14 protein-coding genes and 3 pseudogenes are annotated in these 19,386 nt (G+C 41.1%); 11 read left to right on the top strand and 6 right to left on the bottom strand.

Going from position 1 to position 19,386, the window contains the following annotated elements; all coding sequences use genetic code 11:
* Window positions 1–48: 48 nt before the first annotated feature.
* The 6 genes from I2494_RS18200 (at window position 49) to I2494_RS20640 (ending at window position 12,211) form a co-directional block, all read left to right on the top strand.
* Window positions 49–4,926, top strand: a complete 4,878-nt coding sequence (locus I2494_RS18200) for an Ig-like domain-containing protein (RefSeq protein WP_218468482.1) — start codon at window positions 49–51, stop codon at window positions 4,924–4,926.
* Window positions 4,927–5,006: 80 nt separating this feature from the next.
* A complete protein-coding gene (locus I2494_RS18195) occupies window positions 5,007–5,993 on the top strand; it encodes an OmpA family protein (RefSeq protein WP_218468481.1) in 987 nt (328 codons plus the stop codon).
* A gap of 184 nt (window positions 5,994–6,177) precedes the next feature.
* A complete protein-coding gene (locus I2494_RS18190; protein WP_228351011.1) occupies window positions 6,178–8,340 on the top strand; it encodes a type I secretion system permease/ATPase in 2,163 nt (720 codons plus the stop codon).
* Window positions 8,341–8,414: 74 nt separating this feature from the next.
* Window positions 8,415–9,677: an HlyD family type I secretion periplasmic adaptor subunit gene (locus tag I2494_RS18185; protein WP_218468479.1), complete on the top strand. Its 1,263-nt coding sequence runs from the start codon at window positions 8,415–8,417 to the stop codon at window positions 9,675–9,677.
* A 9-nt stretch (window positions 9,678–9,686) separates the two neighbouring features.
* Window positions 9,687–11,456 (top strand): TolC family protein, encoded by a 1,770-nt coding sequence (locus tag I2494_RS18180; RefSeq protein WP_228351010.1) that lies wholly within the window; start codon window positions 9,687–9,689, stop codon window positions 11,454–11,456.
* Between the two features lie 110 nt (window positions 11,457–11,566).
* Window positions 11,567–12,211 carry a response regulator transcription factor gene (locus I2494_RS20640; RefSeq protein ID WP_321206124.1) on the top strand — a complete coding sequence of 215 codons (645 nt, stop codon included), beginning with the start codon at window positions 11,567–11,569 and terminating at the stop codon, window positions 12,209–12,211.
* A gap of 194 nt (window positions 12,212–12,405) precedes the next feature.
* On the opposite strand, the pseudogene I2494_RS18170 reads toward I2494_RS20640, so the two are convergent.
* Window positions 12,406–12,827, bottom strand: a pseudogene (locus tag I2494_RS18170) (recombinase family protein); the annotation flags it as partial.
* Window positions 12,828–12,844: 17 nt separating this feature from the next.
* On the opposite strand from I2494_RS18170, the gene I2494_RS20730 reads away from it, so the two are divergent.
* From I2494_RS20730 to I2494_RS18150, 5 genes and pseudogenes are all read left to right on the top strand, one after another.
* Window positions 12,845–13,144, top strand: a complete 300-nt coding sequence (locus I2494_RS20730; RefSeq protein ID WP_218468477.1) for a hypothetical protein — start codon at window positions 12,845–12,847, stop codon at window positions 13,142–13,144.
* A pseudogene (locus I2494_RS18165) lies at window positions 13,128–13,972 on the top strand (Tn3 family transposase); the annotation flags it as partial. The gene I2494_RS20730 and the pseudogene I2494_RS18165, both read left to right, overlap by 17 nt.
* Before the next feature lie 85 nt (window positions 13,973–14,057).
* A pseudogene (locus I2494_RS18160) lies at window positions 14,058–14,338 on the top strand (type II toxin-antitoxin system ParD family antitoxin).
* Window positions 14,339–14,548: 210 nt separating this feature from the next.
* Window positions 14,549–14,818, top strand: coding sequence for a type II toxin-antitoxin system prevent-host-death family antitoxin (locus I2494_RS18155; protein WP_218468476.1), 270 nt, complete (start codon window positions 14,549–14,551; stop codon window positions 14,816–14,818).
* Between the two features lie 2 nt (window positions 14,819–14,820).
* Window positions 14,821–15,117 (top strand): type II toxin-antitoxin system RelE/ParE family toxin, encoded by a 297-nt coding sequence (locus tag I2494_RS18150; RefSeq protein ID WP_218468475.1) that lies wholly within the window; start codon window positions 14,821–14,823, stop codon window positions 15,115–15,117.
* 203 nt (window positions 15,118–15,320) lie between these two features.
* On the opposite strand, the gene I2494_RS18145 is transcribed toward I2494_RS18150, so the two are convergent.
* The 5 genes from I2494_RS18145 to I2494_RS18125 all read right to left on the bottom strand — a co-directional run bounded on the left by I2494_RS18145 (window position 15,321) and on the right by I2494_RS18125 (window position 19,386).
* The gene (locus tag I2494_RS18145; protein WP_218468474.1) at window positions 15,321–15,476 is read right to left on the bottom strand and encodes a hypothetical protein; all 156 of its coding nucleotides are present in this window, start codon (window positions 15,474–15,476) and stop codon (window positions 15,321–15,323) included.
* 119 nt (window positions 15,477–15,595) lie between these two features.
* Entirely contained in the window at window positions 15,596–16,003 is a 408-nt protein-coding gene (locus I2494_RS18140; RefSeq protein ID WP_228351009.1) for a hypothetical protein, read from the bottom strand.
* 679 nt (window positions 16,004–16,682) lie between these two features.
* Complete coding sequence (locus tag I2494_RS18135) at window positions 16,683–16,835, bottom strand: hypothetical protein (protein WP_218468473.1); 153 nt, start codon at window positions 16,833–16,835, stop codon at window positions 16,683–16,685.
* A 503-nt stretch (window positions 16,836–17,338) separates the two neighbouring features.
* Entirely contained in the window at window positions 17,339–18,640 is a 1,302-nt protein-coding gene (locus I2494_RS18130) for a hypothetical protein (protein ID WP_218468472.1), read from the bottom strand.
* Window positions 18,637–19,386, bottom strand: coding sequence for a fimbrial biogenesis chaperone (locus I2494_RS18125; RefSeq protein ID WP_228351008.1), 750 nt, complete (start codon window positions 19,384–19,386; stop codon window positions 18,637–18,639). Before I2494_RS18125 ends, I2494_RS18130 begins: the two co-directional genes overlap by 4 nt.

Below are 19,386 nucleotides of genomic sequence, written 5' to 3'. Positions count from 1 at the left end.
GACGCGTCCAAACCGTTACCGCCGGTCATTGAGACCGTGGAAGACAATGTGGGGGTCATCACCGGCGCCCTACAAAAAGGTGACCTGACTGACGATAATACTCCAACCCTGAAAGGCTCGGCGGTGCCAAACGGTATCGTTACGCTGTACAACAACGACGTGGCTATCGGTTCGGCCCAGGTGGACAGCAAGGGTAACTGGAGCTTCACGCCGTCCACCCCGCTGGCCGACGGTAAGTACAGCATTACGGCCGATGCGACTAACGCAGTGGGTCAGACCAGTGACAAGACCGGGGTATTTGACTTTATCGTGGACACCACTGCGCCGGATGCGGCAGAGAATCTGCTGATCACCGATAATGTGGGCGACTATCAGGGGCCGCTGAAAAACGGCGACACTACCGATGACAACACCCCGACCTTCAGCGGCTGGGCTGAACCCGGCAGCACCGTGTCGGTGCTGAATGACGGTAACCTGATTGGCACTGCCAAGGTGGACGACAACGGCAACTGGTCGTTTACCCCAAGCTCACCGCTGCCGGACAGTGACTACCAGTTTACCACCACGGTGACGGATAAGGCGGGCAATACCAACGAAGCCAGTCCTGCGGTGAATATCACCGTTGATACTAGCGGTGTAACCGTCAGTCTGGATAAACTGGTGGATGATGCGGGCGCCATTACCGGTGATATCACCCCGAACGGGGTGACCGACGATACCCGTCCTGAAATGGTGGGTAGCGGTAAGGCCGGCAGCATTATCAATATTTACGACGGTGCCACCCTGCTGGGCTCCACCACCGTGAATAAGGACGGTAGCTGGAGCTTTACGCCAAGCAGCGACCTGTCTCAAGGGCAGCACAGCATTACTGTGACCGCCATCGATACGGCGGGCAACACCACCAAACCGACTACCGCGTTTGAGTTTACCGTGGACACTACCACGCCGGGCGTGCCGACAATTGAATCGGCCACCGATGATGTGGGGGCGGTGCAGGGAACCCTGAATCACGGTGATGCCACCGATGACCCGACGCCAACCCTGACCGGTAAGGCGGAAGTGGGCAGCGTGGTCACCATTTACGATGGTAATACACTGTTAGGCTCAGTGACGACTGGCGCAAACGGCCAGTGGACCTTTACCCCGACCTCACCGCAGGGTGAAGGCCAGCACTTGTTCCACGTGACCGCCACCGATGCGGCGGGCAATGTGAGCCGGCCGTCGGCGGATTTTGAACTGACCATGGACTTTACCGCCCCGGATGCCAGACAGCTGGCCATTACCGGCGTGGACGATCAGGTGGGCAGCGTTACCGGCAATGTCAATAAAGGGGAGACCACCGACGATACCCGACCGACTATCAGCGGTACCGGGACCGCCGGCGACACCATTATTGTGTATGTGAAAGACAGTAGCGGTAGCCGGGAAATCGGCAGCACCACGGTGGATCAGAGCGGCAACTGGACGCTGCGTCCGGTCTCTCCGCTGGCGAAGGGCGACAATGAATTTACTGCGGTGGAAGTCGATCCGGTGGGCAATGCTACCGAACCGAGTACGCCGTACGCCATCGTGGTGGACGCGTCCAAACCGTTACCGCCGGTCATTGAGACCGTGGAAGACAATGTGGGGGTCATCACCGGCGCCCTACAAAAAGGTGACCTGACTGACGATAATACTCCAACCCTGAAAGGCTCGGCGGCCGGTAGCGGTATCATTCATATCTATGATAATGGCGTATTACTGGGTACAACAACTGCCGCTAGTAATGGATCATGGAACTATACACCTCAAATTTCATTAAGTGACGGTAAACATGATTTTTCTGTAACGCACACTAATACCGTAGGTCAAACCAGCGATTATTCGAATCATTACGATATCACTATTGATAGCACTCCTGAACTTATTTTCGATGGAGATGGCTCAAATAAAGGTATGGCTGTTACCTTAAATAAGAATGGTCAATGGGAGATTTTTAGTAATCACATCTTGTATACCAGTAAGGAGAATAATCCTACCGTATTTGACTCACAAGTATTACAACCGAATTCCGGAGGAGTAGGTAGCGGTAGTAACGAGTTAAATATGATACAGAATGCAACATTTATCGATCTAAACCGTGATGGTTTAATGGATATTGTTGGTGTTGATAGCCGTTATTCTAATGGTCAACAAGTATTTTGGAATCAAGGGAATGGTAATTACACGGCAGAACAAATGGGAGGACTTGCCAACGCACGCACTTGGTATGGCGGCGTTGTTGCCATTGACTTAATGGGTGATGGTTATGCCGATTTACTGTTTGGAGATTCCACACCAAATGATGCAGCAAGCACAGGTAAAGGGCCTAATTCACAAATAGTCTTTAATAATGCGGGTACTTTCGTTAAAGATGATTGGTATACATGGGATACAAGTAACAACGGTAAAAATAGTGGTAATGCTGGCTTTGGCCAGACACTATCTGGCGTTGACTTAAATAATGATGGCGCTGTTGATATTGCATTCCATGGAACATTAGGTAGCAATAAACTTGGAGCTGCAGATTCAACGAAAACAAATTCGAGCCTAGATCCACAGCGTTTAGTCCTACTTCAGAATGATGGAAGTGGTAAGTTATCAACCTCTCAAATCATTAATGATGTCTTCTTCAATATAGGTTCAGCGATTTCTATGGCTACAGAACCTTCAATGACGTGGGCCGATTTTAATGGTGATGGCTATATGGATCTATTTCTAGCATCAGTGGATGATGGAGGTACCTCTGACCTATCAAAACAAGCGAATAGTACAATTCTCTTTAATGATGGAAATGGAAAGCTCTATTCAACCAAGATGAATGGTATAGGGAAACCATCTAACACTTATCAGATGGATGACGATGTGATTGGTGGAGCTTCGGTTGCTGTTGACTGGGATGGTGATGGCAAAATGGATGTCATTGAAGCCCCCAGAATTGGGGGGGGGGCATCAGACCGTGATATCATTTCGGGTACAATTAACTTGTATCTAAATAATTCAACCAGTAGCTCAACTAACTTTAGTACGCAGTACTTGCAATCTGATACATCCTTTAGTTCTGATAAAACTAATGCTGTGCAGTTCGGGGGTTCTATTTCAAGCGACGGTAGGTTTAAAGGAAACCCCGTTACTGGGATAATAAGTATCGATCTGGATTTTGATGGAGCTAAAGATCTGCTGATTTTCACCGCAAACAACCAAACCTCTGTTGTTATGAATAACAACAAAATTGCGTATGGAACCAGCATGCATTTTCGAATCTTAGATTCAGAAGGGCTGAATACTTTCTTTGGTAATACTATTCAACTTATTGATTCAAATGGGAATGTTGTTTCTTCTCAGATAATTAACCCTCAGTCTGGTTCACAAACCAATAACAGTACTGGGATCGTGAGTTTCTATGGTTTAAACCCAAGTGAAACATATAGTGTTGTTTTACTACGTAATGTTATGGGGGAATCTCAGGATATTGGTGGTGTGACATCTATTGGCAACAATACGATAGAGAATGTTAATCAATCATGGTCGAACCTTAAGGCTGGAGAGGCAAAAAATTTACAAGTGCTCACAGCTGGTACAGGTACGTCGTCTGCAAGCTCTAAATCTTCAGTTATTACCGGTACTAACTATGACGATACCTTTATTGCTGAATTAGGGAATAAGACTTATGACGGCGGCAGTGCTAGTGCTTCCAGCACTCAAACTAAATCAGAAGTGCTCAATGTAGATACTGTTGATTTTAAATTAGCCAATAATACTGATTTAACTATTAATCTGGTTAATAAATCAGCGCAATACACCGGCTGGAATACGGTTACTCTCAACAATATCGAAGGTATTGCAGGTGGTGCAGGTAATGACACCTTCACTGACGATGCGGGTAACAATATCTTCGAAGGGCGGGCAGGTAATGACACATTCAATTTAATCCATGGTGGTCGTGATACCCTGTTGTATAAACCACAGAAGGGATTCACTGGTGATAACCGAGGAGGTAATGGAAGTGATATTGTAAATGGTTTCACTCTGGGAGTTAAAGAAACAACACCGAATGCTGATTGTATTGATATTAGTGAAATGTTAGTGAGTTACACCTTTGGCGGTGGAGCTAAGTGGGTTAGTGGGGGCGCTACAATGGAAGCAGGTGAAACCATAGCTAACTACTTAAACGTTCAGATATCTGGTAATGACACCCTACTTTATATCGACCGTGATGGTAATGGTAGCGCCTATAGCTCAGAGTTACTATTGACTCTGAAAGATGTACAAACGGATCTGTTGACCTTACTGGCTAATCAACAGTTGACTGTTGATAACAGCGATATTCAGGGTATGTCTGCTACTACGAGTGACTTCCAGACCATCACACAAATGTTTACTGCAGGTAATGACACCCTATTTGGTACTGAACAGACAGATGTTCTACTGGGAGGACTGGGCGATGATAGCTTTATCAATATTGGTAAAGAAGATCAGGTAATAGGGGGAGATGGTAACGACACCATAAGTATTATCTCTACAGATTTTGCTTCCATTTCAGGTGATGCAGGCATTGATACTCTAATTATGGATACTAAAGGTGAATTGTTAGACCTGAGTGTATTAAAAGACAAACTGAACTCGGTGGAAATCTTCGATATGGCTAATGGTGGAAACACATTGAATGTATCGCTTGAAGATGTCTTGCGTTTAGGGTCTGAAGAGTTAGCAATTAACAGTGGTAATAAAGCAATCATAGTTAATGGTGAAGCTGGTAGTACTTTGCAGTTAGAAAAGGCTGACGGCCAGTGGAATATTTCACACAGTAACTATCAATACGACAGTAACACTTATAACGTCTGGACTATGGGTACTTCAGGTATTGAAGTACTGGTCGAAAATACAGTGAATCCGGTCATCCTATAATTACTTTACCGGAGGGTGTTGTAAAACCCCCTCCGGAACACTGTTTAATAAACCCATCACAGAATAGATTGGAGTGAACCATGTTTAGGGAAAATAATAGAAAAATAAGTAAATTAGCTAAATTTGTGAAAGTTTCAGTAATAGGATTATCTGTTTTAATAGCTTTCAATGTAATGGCTAATAATGTAATAGAAGTCGACTCAACAGAAACTGCGATAATGCCTTCTATGCTAGCACATACAGGAGGGCAATACGTTCCTGTCAGTAACGTAAGTGAGCACTTGGCGCAAGTGGTGTTTTATCGAGCATTGTATAGCAATGATGTTGAGGTAGGGGTATCTAATGTTTATGTTGATCAAGAGTTTCAGGGTGCCTTAAGAGACGGTGAATTTACCGTATTTTGCGTTGAACCAGGTAAACATATTATTGAAGCTTATATGGATGATGCTCCAAAGTATAAAGGTAAATATAGACCTGAATCACATGTAGAATTTACCGGTGGCAAGACTTACTTCATTGAGACTAATCGTGCACCAGAGGCAGGAATCCCTGTTACCGTTGATAGACTACAAGCAGAAAACAAACTATTTGGCTATAAGGGCGGAAAAACTATTAATAGAGCTTCTGCTGTACGTGTTTGTGAATATCAGGAAGGGGCGCCGCTAGGAAATATATTATTTAGTTTTGCAGGAAAGAATATTTCAGATATTGAGGTAGGTGGGGGGGGTATAATAAAGGGTATGGTAGAGAATATAATTAAATTACCTGCTAATACTCAAGTTAATATTGTAGGTCATGCGGATCCTGTAGGTAACCAAGTATTTAACCAGAAGTTATCAGTACAACGAGCAGAAACTGTGAAAGATATATTGATATCTTATGGCGTTTCTCCATCAATGCTGTTTGCCACAGGTCAAGGCGCTAATAATCCAACAGTTGACTGTACTGGTTTACTAGCGAACGAACGTAATTACTGTAATCGAGCTAACCGTCGTGTTGACATTATGTTTAAAAGTGAAGTCTCTTTTGTAGGTAAAAGAGAAAAAACAACGTTAGGATTATTTTAGAAATAGTAGTTTTGGATATTTATTTAATATCTAGAATGTGCATATAACACATTTGTATAAATATATTTTATTCAGCTGTAGATATGGTATCTGCAATACATTTCTATAGCTGAATTATGTATTATTTTATCAATATATTTGATTTGATATTTTTCTGTAATTTATATCAATGCAAGGAATTACTATGAGTCAGGATTTTGTCCCTGCAATGGACGCACAACAGGATAGTTTACTCTGGTCCATTCAATGGCTGGCTACTTATTATAATAAACCGACTAGTACAGCTGTATTATATGCTGGATTACCTAAAGAGAAAAAACTCACTCCTCAACTTGCACTACGTATGCTAGATAAAATTGCTATGGGGTGTGCTTGGGTTGAACGAGATCTTGAGCAATTATTTTCCTATTTATTTCCAGTCGTTATAGCCTGTAAAAATGGTAATTACTGTATTATCACTAAACGAAATAAGGAAAAAAACTCTACTTTTACTTATCTGGTCGTTTTACCAGATAATGCTGGAGAAGTAACAATATCTGCTAGTTCAGTAAGCGATATGTATGCTGGTTATGTTTTGCTGTGTAATCCTAAACCTAAATTAGAGGAGCGCAATAACGATTATTTACCGAAACCAAATAAAGAAGTCCATTGGTTATTTTCCACTTTATGGCGTTATCGTCATTACTTCATTAGTGCAGCTTTTGCAGCACTATTGGCTAATGTTCTAACATTAGCCTCCACTTTTTTTACCATGAATGTGTATGACCGAGTAGTCCCGACACAAGCTTATGTGACGCTATGGTCTTTAGCTATTGGGGTATTTGTTGCGATTATTTTTGAGTTTATTTCTCGACTGGTTAGATCCCATTTATTTGATATTGCTGGGAAAAAGGCTGATTTATTAATAGGCTCAATGCTATTTAGACAAGTATTAAGCATTCGAATGGAAGGTAAACCTCAGTCTTCAGGTTCTTTTGCTAATCAATTACGTGAATTCGAATCTGTACGTGATTTTATAACCTCAGCAACTCTATCAACTTTGTCCGATTTACCATTCTGTGCTTTGTTTTTATTCATTATTTATTTGGTGTGTGGGCCACTGGTCATCGTACCGCTATGTGCAGTTCCTATCATCCTAATTGTTAGTGTTTTTATTCAGTGGCCGTTAGCAAGAAACATGAAGGAGAATCTGCGTGAAATTTCTTTGAAACAGGGGCTATTGATTGAGACTGTTGATGGACTTGAATCATTAAAAGCTGTTCAAGGTGAGGGAATAATGCAAAAGCGTTGGGATGATTTTAGCGCTCTAGCCGCTAGCACCTCAATGAAGTCTAAAGCTTTATCTAGCACAACAACGACTTTTGTGACTTTTATTCAACAGATAACGACAGTTGTTGTGGTGATCTGGGGGGTGTATTTAATTCATGCAGGGGAGCTAACTATGGGTTCGATGATTGGTGCAGTCATCTTATCTGGTAGAACCCTATCACCTTTGGTATCTGTCGTTGGATTAGCGATTCGCTTCCAGCAAGCAAAAGCTGCTTTGGCTTCGTTGAATCAATTAATGAATATACCCACCGAACGTAATGAAAAAATTCATTACTTATCATCACCAAATTTTATCGGACATCTACGCTTAAAAAATGTCAGCTTTAGCTATCCAGGCAGCGGCATGATGGCTTCTCCGACTGTGTTACAAAATATCAATATATCTATTCGTCAGGGAGAGCGTATTGCTATTTTAGGTAGTATTGGTGGCGGTAAATCAACCTTATTAAAAGTAATAGCACGACTGTTCCAGCCAAGTAGTGGCCAATTAATGATTGATAATGTGGATGCTACGCAAGTGGATCCAGCAGATTGGCGTCGCTCAATAGGCTATGTAGGTCAGGATAGTCGTTTATTTTTTGGAACATTGCGTGAAAACGTCACTATTGGTAATCCATCGGCGACAACAGAAGAACTTCTTAATGTAGCTCGTATAACGGGACTAGAACATGTTGCCTCCCGTCATCCACTCGGTTTTGAAATGCCAATCGGTGAAATGGGCCAGGGTATTTCTGGTGGCCAGAAACAACTGGTATCACTAGCTCGTTGCTTATTGTTAAACCCCAAAGTTCTATTAATGGATGAGCCAACGAGTTCTATGGATGCAATGACAGAATTGCAGTTTATAAAAAAACTAAAAAACTCCATTCAAGATCAAACTGTAATTTTAGTAACACACCGTTTCTCATTATTAGAACTGGTAGATAGGTTGATTGTACTTGATGAAGGAAAAGTAATTGCCGATGGGCTAAAAGATGAAGTCATTGCTGCTTTAAAAGCTAATGGTCGGGCACAGTAGTGAAGTACGCATAAGCACAAGGATGTGGTAACTCATAGTGGAAAATGTATAAAGTTTAAGGAAAACAATAGGTAATGATAGGGGATATACTAAAAATACGCAATAAACGATCGGCTTCTCGGTCGACAGGAAAAGTAAAAAATAGTGATTTACCTTTTATGAGTGACTTGCAAGAAGCATTGATAGAGCAGAAGACTCCATTCAGTCTGATCATGCTGTATTTAATTGGAGCCATTCTGGTTATTACTATTGTGTGGGCAAAATTTGCCCGTGTGGAAGAAATTACCTTGGGAGAGGGAAGTATTATTCCGGCTAGCCGGGAACAAATTATTCAGAACTTGGAGGGAGGAATTCTAGAAGAGCTAAATGTGCGTGAAGGGGACGTGGTAGAAAAAGGTCAAGTACTGCTGAAAATTGATCCAACTCGTGTTAGTGCTATCTACCGTGAAGGGGTTTCTAAAGTGATTGGCCTGAAGGGTACTATTGTACGCTTGCGGGCAGAAGCCTACGGAACTCCACTAGAATTCCCAGCAGATGTGATGGCGGTGGCATCAGTGGTGAAAGATGAGACTCAGGCATTTAATTCCCGGAAACAGACACTAGATGAGAGTGTAAAGACGTTGCAGACTAGTCTGAAGCTGGCACAGGATGAAATCAATCTGTCTGAACCCCTGATGCGTAAAGGGTTGATGTCAGAAGTAGAGCTGCTGCGGATGCGTCGTCAGGCAAATGAATTTCAGTTGCAAATTACCGAACGTCAGAACAAGTTCCGTTCTGACGCTAATGCTGAACTCAACAAATTTGAAAGTGAGTTGGCACAGAGTGTGGAAAATATAGCTGCTCGCAAAGATGTAATGAATCGCACCACTATTATGGCTCCAGTGCGAGGAACGGTAAACAACATCAAAATCACTACAGTTGGGGGCGTTATTCCTCAAGGTGGTGAAATTATGGCAATTATTCCGTTAGAAGATCAGCTATTAGTGGAGGCTAAAATTAAGCCATCAGATGTCGCTTTCCTACGTCCTGGTTTGCCTGTAATAGTAAAAATTACTGCATATGATTATGCCATTTATGGTGGGCTAGATGGTGTTTTAGAACATATTAGTGCCGATACTTTAAAAGATGAAGACAAGATGCGTCAGGGACGCGGAGATACCACTTATTACCGCGTATTAGTTCGGACAAATAAAGCAGCCTTAAATCTTAAAGATAAAGTATTCCCTATTATGCCTGGAATGATTGCAACCGTTGAAATCCGAACCGGCGAAAAAACCATATTAGATTTCATATTAAAACCGGTCTTGAAAGCCAAAGAAGCATTCCGTGAACGATAAGGTTTTATGATGAAAATGAAACAAAAAATCCTATTAACATTAATTTTGTTGGTTATGGAAAGTAATGCAATATCGGGACAAATCGATAATGAATTATTAAAGCATTTACAACCAGGACGTCGTGTTATGACTGTGGGAGCAACATCTTTACAAGTGGGGCGGCAGAAATTAAAAGTAGAAAAACCAAAAATAATTCAAGCTGATAAAACGATTTTTTTAGACAATGATACTTTAGATAGTAAGGTTATAATACCGGTATATATAGATAAAAACAAAATGAAACAAGCACCTGTTCAAGTTATTAAACCAACTTTGAAAGATAATAAAAGAAAAATATTGAGCAATTCTGATTTTGATAAATTAGTGTTTAGCGATATACCTATGATAATTAAATCAGAGTCTCAACAAATCAATAAAAAATCTACAGTTCAGTCAGTAGATGATACAAAATTTAAGAAGGATAGCCCTGAGCGTAGTGTGAACAATACATCAATATTACCTCTTAATGAAAATAAAGGTAGAAAAAATATTGTTGTCACATCTAATAACAATATTTTTAATACTAAAAATAAATCTATAGACTTTGTCAGAAATACTGTATATCAAGCATTGAAATATAGTCCTGAAATTCGCAATGCTCAGGCATTTTTTAGTGCAGCAAAATACGATGTAGATGAAGTCAAAGGAAAGCGTTGGCCACAAGTGAAAATTGGAGCTAACTCACCAATTTCTAATTTTGGGAATGGTACTACTAATTCTTCGGATATTAGTGATACGAGCGGTTCTATTCTAATGACCACTACAATTTATGATTTTGGTAAAACTAGTAGTGGTATTCAAAGTGCTGAAGAGACATTTAAATCATCTGTACAAACTATACAGTTAACCCGTAATCAAATTGCTTATCAAACTATTGAAGCAATTTTGGAGTTAAACAAATTCCAAAAAAATATCAAAGTAGCAAAATCATATGAAAAGAGAATGTCTGATCTCGTTAATATGTTATCCCAAATTACTAAAACAGATAAAGGCAGAGGTAGTGAACTGGTGCAAGCTCAGTCTAAGTTATTACAAGCAAAAACTAATTTACAACAATTAGAAGGCCGTTGGCGTGAAACTCAAATTAAAATGACTCGTCTTTTAGGAAAAGAAATACGTTTACCTGAAAATTTCGAATGGAATAGCGTAATCATGAGTTCTAATGATATTTTAAATTCTCTAGACAGCCATCCTCAAATTTTACGAGCAAAAGCAGAAATAAAAGCCAGTCAACATAAAGTAGATGCTATTAGGTCATCCTCTTACCCAAGTATAAATTGGGTTGTATCAAAAAGCTCTGCTAGAGATACAAATGGAGATGAGCAGGCTTGGTATACTGGCGTTAATTTAGAATGGGATTTATTTTCAGGTGGATCAGATACTGCATCTGAACTTGCTGCAGTACAAAGAGCTCAAGCAAGTCAGATGCAGTTTGAAACCACAGTGTTGGAGCTAAAATATAAAATTCGAAGTTTGTTTCAGTTGCGAGATTCTGCTTTTGAACGTGCAAAAGAATATGAAATGTTATCTTCGGAAACAGATCGTGTAAGAAATATGTTCTATGAGCAATGGTATTATTTAGGAAAACGTTCATTAGTTGATGTGCTTACAACAGAAAGTGATCATTTTAATAATCAAGTGTCCGTGATAAACAATCAATTTGAAGGTTATATATCTAATATTAATGTTATGTCAGAGTCAGCAACTTTATTAGGTTGGCTTAACATACCATTAAAATAATATTTTAAATATATTAGCTTGCAATAATAAGTTAGAATTAGCCTTCGTTATCATGATTGCAATGTTTTATATAATTTATTATGTTAATTGTAAAATAAGGGTGTGACAATATGGAATCACAAAAAAAGATAAATGCAGTTGTTATTGATGATGATAAATTTGTTTGCTTCGCCTTAAAAAAAATATTAGGTGATTCTAATGTTATTAATAAGGTTGATATTTCTCATTCAGTTACTGATTTTATTTTATATATGGAAGAGAATGATGTTGATTTAGTTATCATAGACATGGAAATGTTTAATCTATGTAAGGATGATATTATAGGAAAAAATATAAAGATTATTCTGTTAGCGATAGAGAAAGCTCTTATTACTGATTTCGATTTTTATATGAGAACAGTTGATGGGATATTAAATAAATTAAATAGCCTTCATGAAATTACATTAGTGGCTGAGTTAGTTATGAGTAATTATCAATGTTTTCCTAATAATAGCATTGGTGATCAATTTAGTAGTAAACTTAGTCTTTTAACAAAAAGAGAGCTGGAAATATTTCAATGCCTTATAAAAGGAATGTCAAATAAGGAGGTGGCGAAAGTAATTAACATTAATACAAAAACAGTAAGTGTACATCGTTATAATATTATGTATAAATTGGGAGTGAAAAATTCTATGGAGTTTATAAGGATGAGAAACTCATATTATGGCGGAGATAAATTTTATTCTATAATAAGTAATTCTTCTCAGGAGTTATAATTTAAAGGCTGGTTTCTGCAATGAATTAACTTTGATAACCAATAAACATCTTTATATAGTTTAAATTTTATCCTGTTATACACTATCTGATGTGTGAAATTAATCATTAGAATATTTGTATTTTCATTATTACTATCATTGATTGTTTACTTATATCAGGTGTAGCGTAAATCCCCGTCCTTCAGGGCGGGGATTTAAGTGAGTGACAGTAGTTTCACCCCATCTGGGCGCAATTTCCCTTCAGGTGAAATATGTCGGTATAACGTTTGTCGAGTGATGCTCAGTTCCCGGCATAGATCGTTAACCCTGGTTTCTGGTTGTCCCATTGCCGCCATCGCCAGACGTAATTTAGTTGGAGTCATCTTGAAAGGACGGCCTCCTTTCCGTCTGTGGGCTCTCGCTGAGGCTAGGCCTGCAACTGTTCGCTCGGCAATCAATTCACGCTCAAACTCGGCCAGCGCGGCAAAGATGCCAAAGACGAGCTTGCCAGCAACGGTTGTGGTGTCGATGGTCGAGCCAACACCTTCAGGCCTATCCCTCGCCCGGTCGGGTCGTGTACCGTATTAATAAGGTGGCGAAGGTCACGGCCGAGTCGATCCAGTTTCCATACGATCACATATTGTTCACCGTGATGTGACTCCTGGTTTTGTCGCCACTGAGCTGATTATCTGGCTCAACGAACATAAAATCATCCGCCCCGGTTACACTACGCTTCAGGAACTGGTGAGCCGAGTTCTTTCTGATGAAAGGCAACGGCTGGGATGTATTCTGACGGAACAGCTTGATGATGCAACTATTGTCGATCTGGACAAACTGATTGAACGGGCCATACTGGAACCGCTGCACCGTAAAGCCTGCGACATTTTACCGGTACTGAATATTTCTCAGCAAAACCTGCTGTACTATGCCAGCCTAGCTTCTCACGGCCAATGACAACATCACCGATGCCATTAAGATACTGCCGATTTTCCCGCTCTATTCGTTTGACCCAGAAACGCTTTATGGTGCCGTTGACGGGCAGAAGTTTGGTGTTGAGCGGCCGACAGTAAAAGCATGGTGGCTTACACGCTGCTGTGTAACCACATCCCTATTTACGGCTATCTGATTGGCACAAATGACTATGAAGGCAAGGCCACCTATCAGGTACAGCAACACCTCAGAAGTGAAACCCACAACCATCACCGGTGATATGCACAGCATCAACAAAGCAAACTTTGCGATCCTGCACTGGTTTGGCCTGCACTTTGAACCTCATTTCACCGACCTGAACAGGCAATTGCAGGAACTGTACTGCACCAGAGATCCATCGACATATAAAAAATGTCTAATTCAGCCCGTCGGACAGATTGACCTGGCTCTTATCACTCGCGAAAAAAGCAATCTTGATCGTATTGTCGCCACGCTGGGGCTGAAGGAAATGACGCAGGGAACGCAATATCCGTTGCTCCCAGAACCGGATTGAATCTTATCATCAGTTACGCGCAGCAGTATCCAAAGTCGGCGGAAAGAAAGAGTTAACTGGGAGAAATGATCTTGAAACGGAAATCAGTAATCAGTGCGGGCGGCTGATCTCCAACGCGATCGTTTATTACAACTCCGCGATAATGTCGCGACTACTGGAGCGACTGGAAGCAGAAGGGAACGCCAAAGGTCTTGAGGAACTGACGCGGATATCGCCAGTGGCCTGGGCATTACACCTTCCAGAGCAGCAATGAAATTATTGATCTGGATGAACTGGTTGCGGGGCTGAAACTGGGGTAACGGAAAAATCTGGGGTTCTGGCGTAAAACCCCTAAATGCGATTATATTAATGTAAGAATAAATATTACAATATATCGAGGTTATTATGGCTCGTACAATGACAGTTGATATTGGCGATGAACTACGTGAATTTATTATTCACTGGTAAAATCAGGCTATTATCGAACCCAGAGCGAAGTGATGCGAGATGCACTCCGCTTATTGCGTGAGAAACAAGCTGCGTCACAGATTCAGGCTTTACGTGATCTATTAGCGGAAGGCATCAGTAGCGGTGAGCCCGTCAGATGGAATAAGGATGCATTTTTGCTAAATTATGTTAAATTATTGATTTGTAATATTATTCTATATGATGAGATAATTTCATAATACGTCATGCTACAAATTAATAATTACCTACATCATGTAACAAACGGCCTATATAAAAAATGTTTCCTGTAAGGACTCATTAGCGCTGGCTGAGCATTCGCACCCCTCTTCTGCGATTTCTTGCTGGCGGTTACGAGATTAAAAAGTTTGCGATAACTAGCTAAAATAGCCATAATAAACAAAATGACTATTATAACCAGTAGGTGACTTATGCAAATCATCCCTGCGCAGTTAGCAAAAAATCAATTTGGTGATCTGCTAATGAAAGTACAGCGTGAACCTGTAGAAATTAGCAAATATGGTAAACGTGTAGCTGTCGTAATATCACCTGAAGAATACGAACAATTTGAGAAGCTTAAGCTTCAGAACTTAAAATCTGTTTTAGCTGAATCTCTTGCACAAGCTGAACGTGGTGAGCTATATAGCATTGAGGATGTTTTTTCACCACTAACAGCTGAAGAACTTGAAGATAAGGCGTAAGAATGAGCGTTCGCTTTACTAAGAAAGCTAAAGAACATATACGTTCAATCAAAGCCTACTCTATTCGTCGATGGGGAAAGAATGTTGCTGAGGCATACGCTACTTCTCTTCGCGTAACAATTACAGATATTCTAGCTCGTCATCCATCCCCAGGTCGTAACAGGAGTGATGATCTTTTCACTGGAATATTGAGTTTTCCTGTTGAGAGTCATGTAATTTATTATCGGGAAGTTTCGGTTGGCATTGAAGTGTTAGCAGTACTTCATCATACACAAGATCCGCATATACATATCACTTAAAAGAGCACAGACATGCTTTGCTTGGACGATACTAATACAACTAATGTGCCTATAACTACACTATATTGTTTACGATAGCCAATAGGTTCTGCTTTTAGTCCCCCAATCAGCTTCTATTGATTGAAGCGACTAATAGTAGTCATTTTGTTTATTTTAATCATTTGTGTGGAAATATGTTTAGAAGAGCATCCTTTGGAAAGCATTCAGTTTTCCATAGCGGTGCAAAATTCATTAAAACCTACCCCTTCCTCCATTGCTGTTTTTACTAATTCATTTGCTGACTTAATATCCGAAGGATGTATAGCATAAATCATGTCAGCACTTCCAAAACAACTACCAATTTTATTTTTCCAAGACATAATATTGTCCTTAACTTTTAAGATGGAAGTTGGAGTGGTGTAATATCAGATATTTTTTATAACTACTAAACTACTATATTAATCAAATTCTTATACAAATATTTTGTGAAAGCATCCTCTCAATGTGCTTCTCCAGGCCATCTTGGTGGATCTGTTAATAGTAACCCTAATGTCTGCATGCCGATATGTTGAGAGGCTTTACGTTCTGCATACGCATCATCAACATATCCAATTGTCTCAATAACAAAACTCTTAACGTCGAGTTGTCCTGGTATGTTAACCGTTAAAAGAAAATCAGGAAGAACGAAACTTTTTTCTTGATCCACCATAACATCTATATCAAAAAGAGGTTTATTAATAGAGAGTGCGTATTCCTTTTCCTTGAGCCATTTTGCGGTCTTGGTTATTGAGCGAATGGTTTCCCTTTCTAACTCACTATCGACCGGAACAGGATAAGATGTGCTATACAGAGCGTGGGCATATGCTTCTCTACAAACAACTTCACCAAAAGATCCACGCTGATACATTAGTATTACCCAGTATGGTAGTTGATTACCTTCTATTTCATCATTTATCCGCACTCTCTTTTCTGGCTGAAATATTACATCACCATAAACACCAGGTTAGTGGGTTACGAGATAGGCCTTTCTGCCCGCATACTTGCCTGCGACTTTGGCGAGTTGAACTCCCAGCCATAGATGCGAGCAATTTTCATTTACGGTAACCCAAATGAGTATAGTTAATTTGGCTATCGTAAAAAAGGTGGCTAAAAATGGCAATCTGCGATGTAAACTGGCTGGCTATTCAAATTGACCGCTTAACGGCGTTCATATGCAAACGACCTAGTTCACATATTTGAGACTTAATCCCCATAAATAAGTATATGCCTTATTGACATGTCTGGGTAATTCCGTACGGTTATTACCGCAGGCACATTGAAGTATGTTGCTTGTACTGTGATAAAACTCATTGGAAGAGAATGTAAAAACTTTGGATTGTATGAGTAAATCCTATTGGCTTGTAGCCCCTTACCCAGGGGCTTTTTTTTACCTAATTAATTGATTATATATTTCCAGCGCTATAGAGATACAATTCATTGCTACCTCTACGGATTCAATGATATTTTTGCCAAGTCACATAGTAAGTTACATATAGGGGTAGTTGACGCTCGGCAACCATTCAGTAATAGATGAATATTTAATCGCTTCATGACATAATCAAAGCAGAACGTAAAATCATATATGTTTCATTTCTTTCCTTTCCTTCCCCTTCTTCGCGAGGGGCTTTTTTTATCTGCTGTATAAAAGCTGTTGTGAAAGAGGCTCTCGTCATTTCTTGGGCTGCAATTTCTTCGCCCATGCCTTTGCTTCATTCAGGCAATCGTCAAATAACTTCCCTCTCCGGCTACCCACATACTCATATATCGACAGTCATTTTCTGCGCAAGCATGCGCAGTCACCGACAGTCGGTTCACTGGCTAAAATGAATGTGGATATATGGATAACTGAATAGTCAAACTGCGTGCCCCTGCGATCGTATTGATAGCTACTCCCCCCCCTTCCTGCCAGATGAAGCGATTAACCGTAGATAACAGCAATACTGTAGGTATGTCTGTCGACTTCCAAGCCATAACACAAATGGCTTGGATAATGCCTACTATCGGTGCGCGTAGCCATTGATAGTAGGTGTGTTGTGTAGCACAGTTCTACTGAATTTTATCAGTAAACGCTTTTACGCCAAGATAGCGGTACAATCCGGTTATATGACGGTGACATAAATAACTGGTCTTACCAAGGACGAGCTGAAAGATATCCATCACTAATGTATTTGTCGGTAGTTGCAAGTTTCGCTGTATGCTTACATTAATAATAAGTAACAAACATATTAACCTGTCCAGTAACCGGACCGGTATATGCGCTTCCGCCACGAGTAATTGGCGCGCGTTGAATAAAACGAACGCCAAACTGAGCCTGACTTTGGCTATTAAAACCTAAGTCTGAGGCATCAGTTTTTATACTCCCATGAGCGCCAGTATTGGTTTTGTAGGTCGTAACACTCTCATTCATTTTGTGAACATTTAAGCGTGTACCACCGTAGGACATTTCAACTTCCATCCCTTCGATTAGTTGCCCCCCTGCACTATCGTAAACACTGATATTTCGGTTGGTAAGAGGGAAAGCACCGACATCTTGAAAGCCAAATTCAACATTACCAACTGACCCATTACACTCTATATTTATATCTATGAGCTCTACATCACCATATGTGGGGAGGTTCGTGGTATTACTCCATTCTCCCAGTTCAACTAGATAGTCAGTTGCCCCCCGAAGCCGACAACTCGGCTTAACAAAAGTAATTCCGCCACCACCAAAGATGGTCTCCGGAGATATGATTGTAGGTCCGATATTTGTTTCCGGTGAGCTGTCCGCTTTATTCTGCATAAAAAAAGCATGAATCATTGTTATTGAAGAGGATAAGGATAAAGGGCTTCCAGTTTGGATTTCACCAATTTTAATAAGTTCAGCTCGGACAGAATATCTAAAAGAATGAGCACTTCCGACAATCTTGGACGTGTTATCAGATCGTATTGAACTCATTGTTCCGTCAATTACATTCGTTGAACTAAAGGATGGCACTATAGCAATTTCTTGCCCTAACGGAATTGAATCAAATGCATTAGATACATACGTAGAACGACTGTATTTCTCATATGTATAGCCTGTACTTTGGTCTCCCCGAGCCGTCAATATAATATAAAGTTTTAATGCTATACCAGGATTGTTCGTTCCCCAAAGCCATTGACCTGCCAATAAGTTGTTATCTAAGTTATTGAAGTCAAGCCTATCTATAATTCTTAATTCAGGATGAGTTTCCGAAGATATCGTAGTGTATTCAGTGACTCCGTTACATACAGAGTAAAAATCTGGCGCAAAATCACCGTAACTCCACGAATAAATTACACTTCCAAGTGGGAGGGAATTTTCTACAATTAAATTTTTCTGCTGAGACAGGGGTTGTAACGTTGGGTAAGTAAAACTACAGTTAGCTGCTGGCGCCCCATTATTCCATATCGGTTGATTGTTAGGGTAGAGTTCCGCCGCGTATCCCCACTTCATTCCCAATACAAAAGTAAGTGCAATAATTCTTTTTATTATATTATTCATAATATTATCACCGTACTCAATACTTCAGTCTCCCCTCCGTAGTCGTTCACAGCGCTGTAGGTCAGCGTCGCCGACTTGCCCTTCAGGTTTTTAGGCACCACGTAGCGCTGGCTACTCATCGGCGCCGGCATCTCTGTCTTGTCGTCCAGCGTGATACCTTTTGTGCCGTCCGCTTTCAGCTCCAGCCTGCCGAAGCTCACGTGGTACGGCGTGGGGTTGGTGGCCCTCAGCCACACTTCGCCACCTTCACGCTCCACGGTCCAGCTCAACGATTTCACCGCGTCCGCAGCCTGGGTTTTGTCCAGCCCCTTCGGGCGCACAAATACCTTCAGCCGGCTGCGGATAGCCAGCACCAGCTTGTTCTCACCGCCGTCTTTGGCCTTCGGCGGGATTTCCTGAATCGACAACCAGTACACCGATTCCCTGTCCTGCGGAATTTCCGCTGGCAGCACCACCAAGCGCAGTTTACCCTCCTGCTTGCCGCCGATTTTCATCACCGGCGGCGTCAGCACCAGCGGCAGGTTGTTCTCGTTGCCTTTGATATCCTCCAACCACGACTGAATAAGGTAGGTTTCCTGACTTTCGTTAATCACCTCAATCGGCGTTTCCTTGTCCTCAGCGTAGGCCACTATGCGGGTCAGCTGTGGACGAACCGCACCATAGGTCTGGGCCGACAGCAGCAGCGCACCCAGAGCAGAGGCTATAAGCGTGGTACGCTTCATTTTCTTCAGGGTCATCAAAAACAT

The organism is Limnobaculum allomyrinae (assembly GCF_016649425.1).
Classification (GTDB): domain Bacteria; phylum Pseudomonadota; class Gammaproteobacteria; order Enterobacterales; family Enterobacteriaceae; genus Limnobaculum; species Limnobaculum allomyrinae.
The sequence above is the reverse complement of the archived record's forward strand: the minus strand, read 5'-3'. Positions and strand labels throughout refer to the sequence as shown.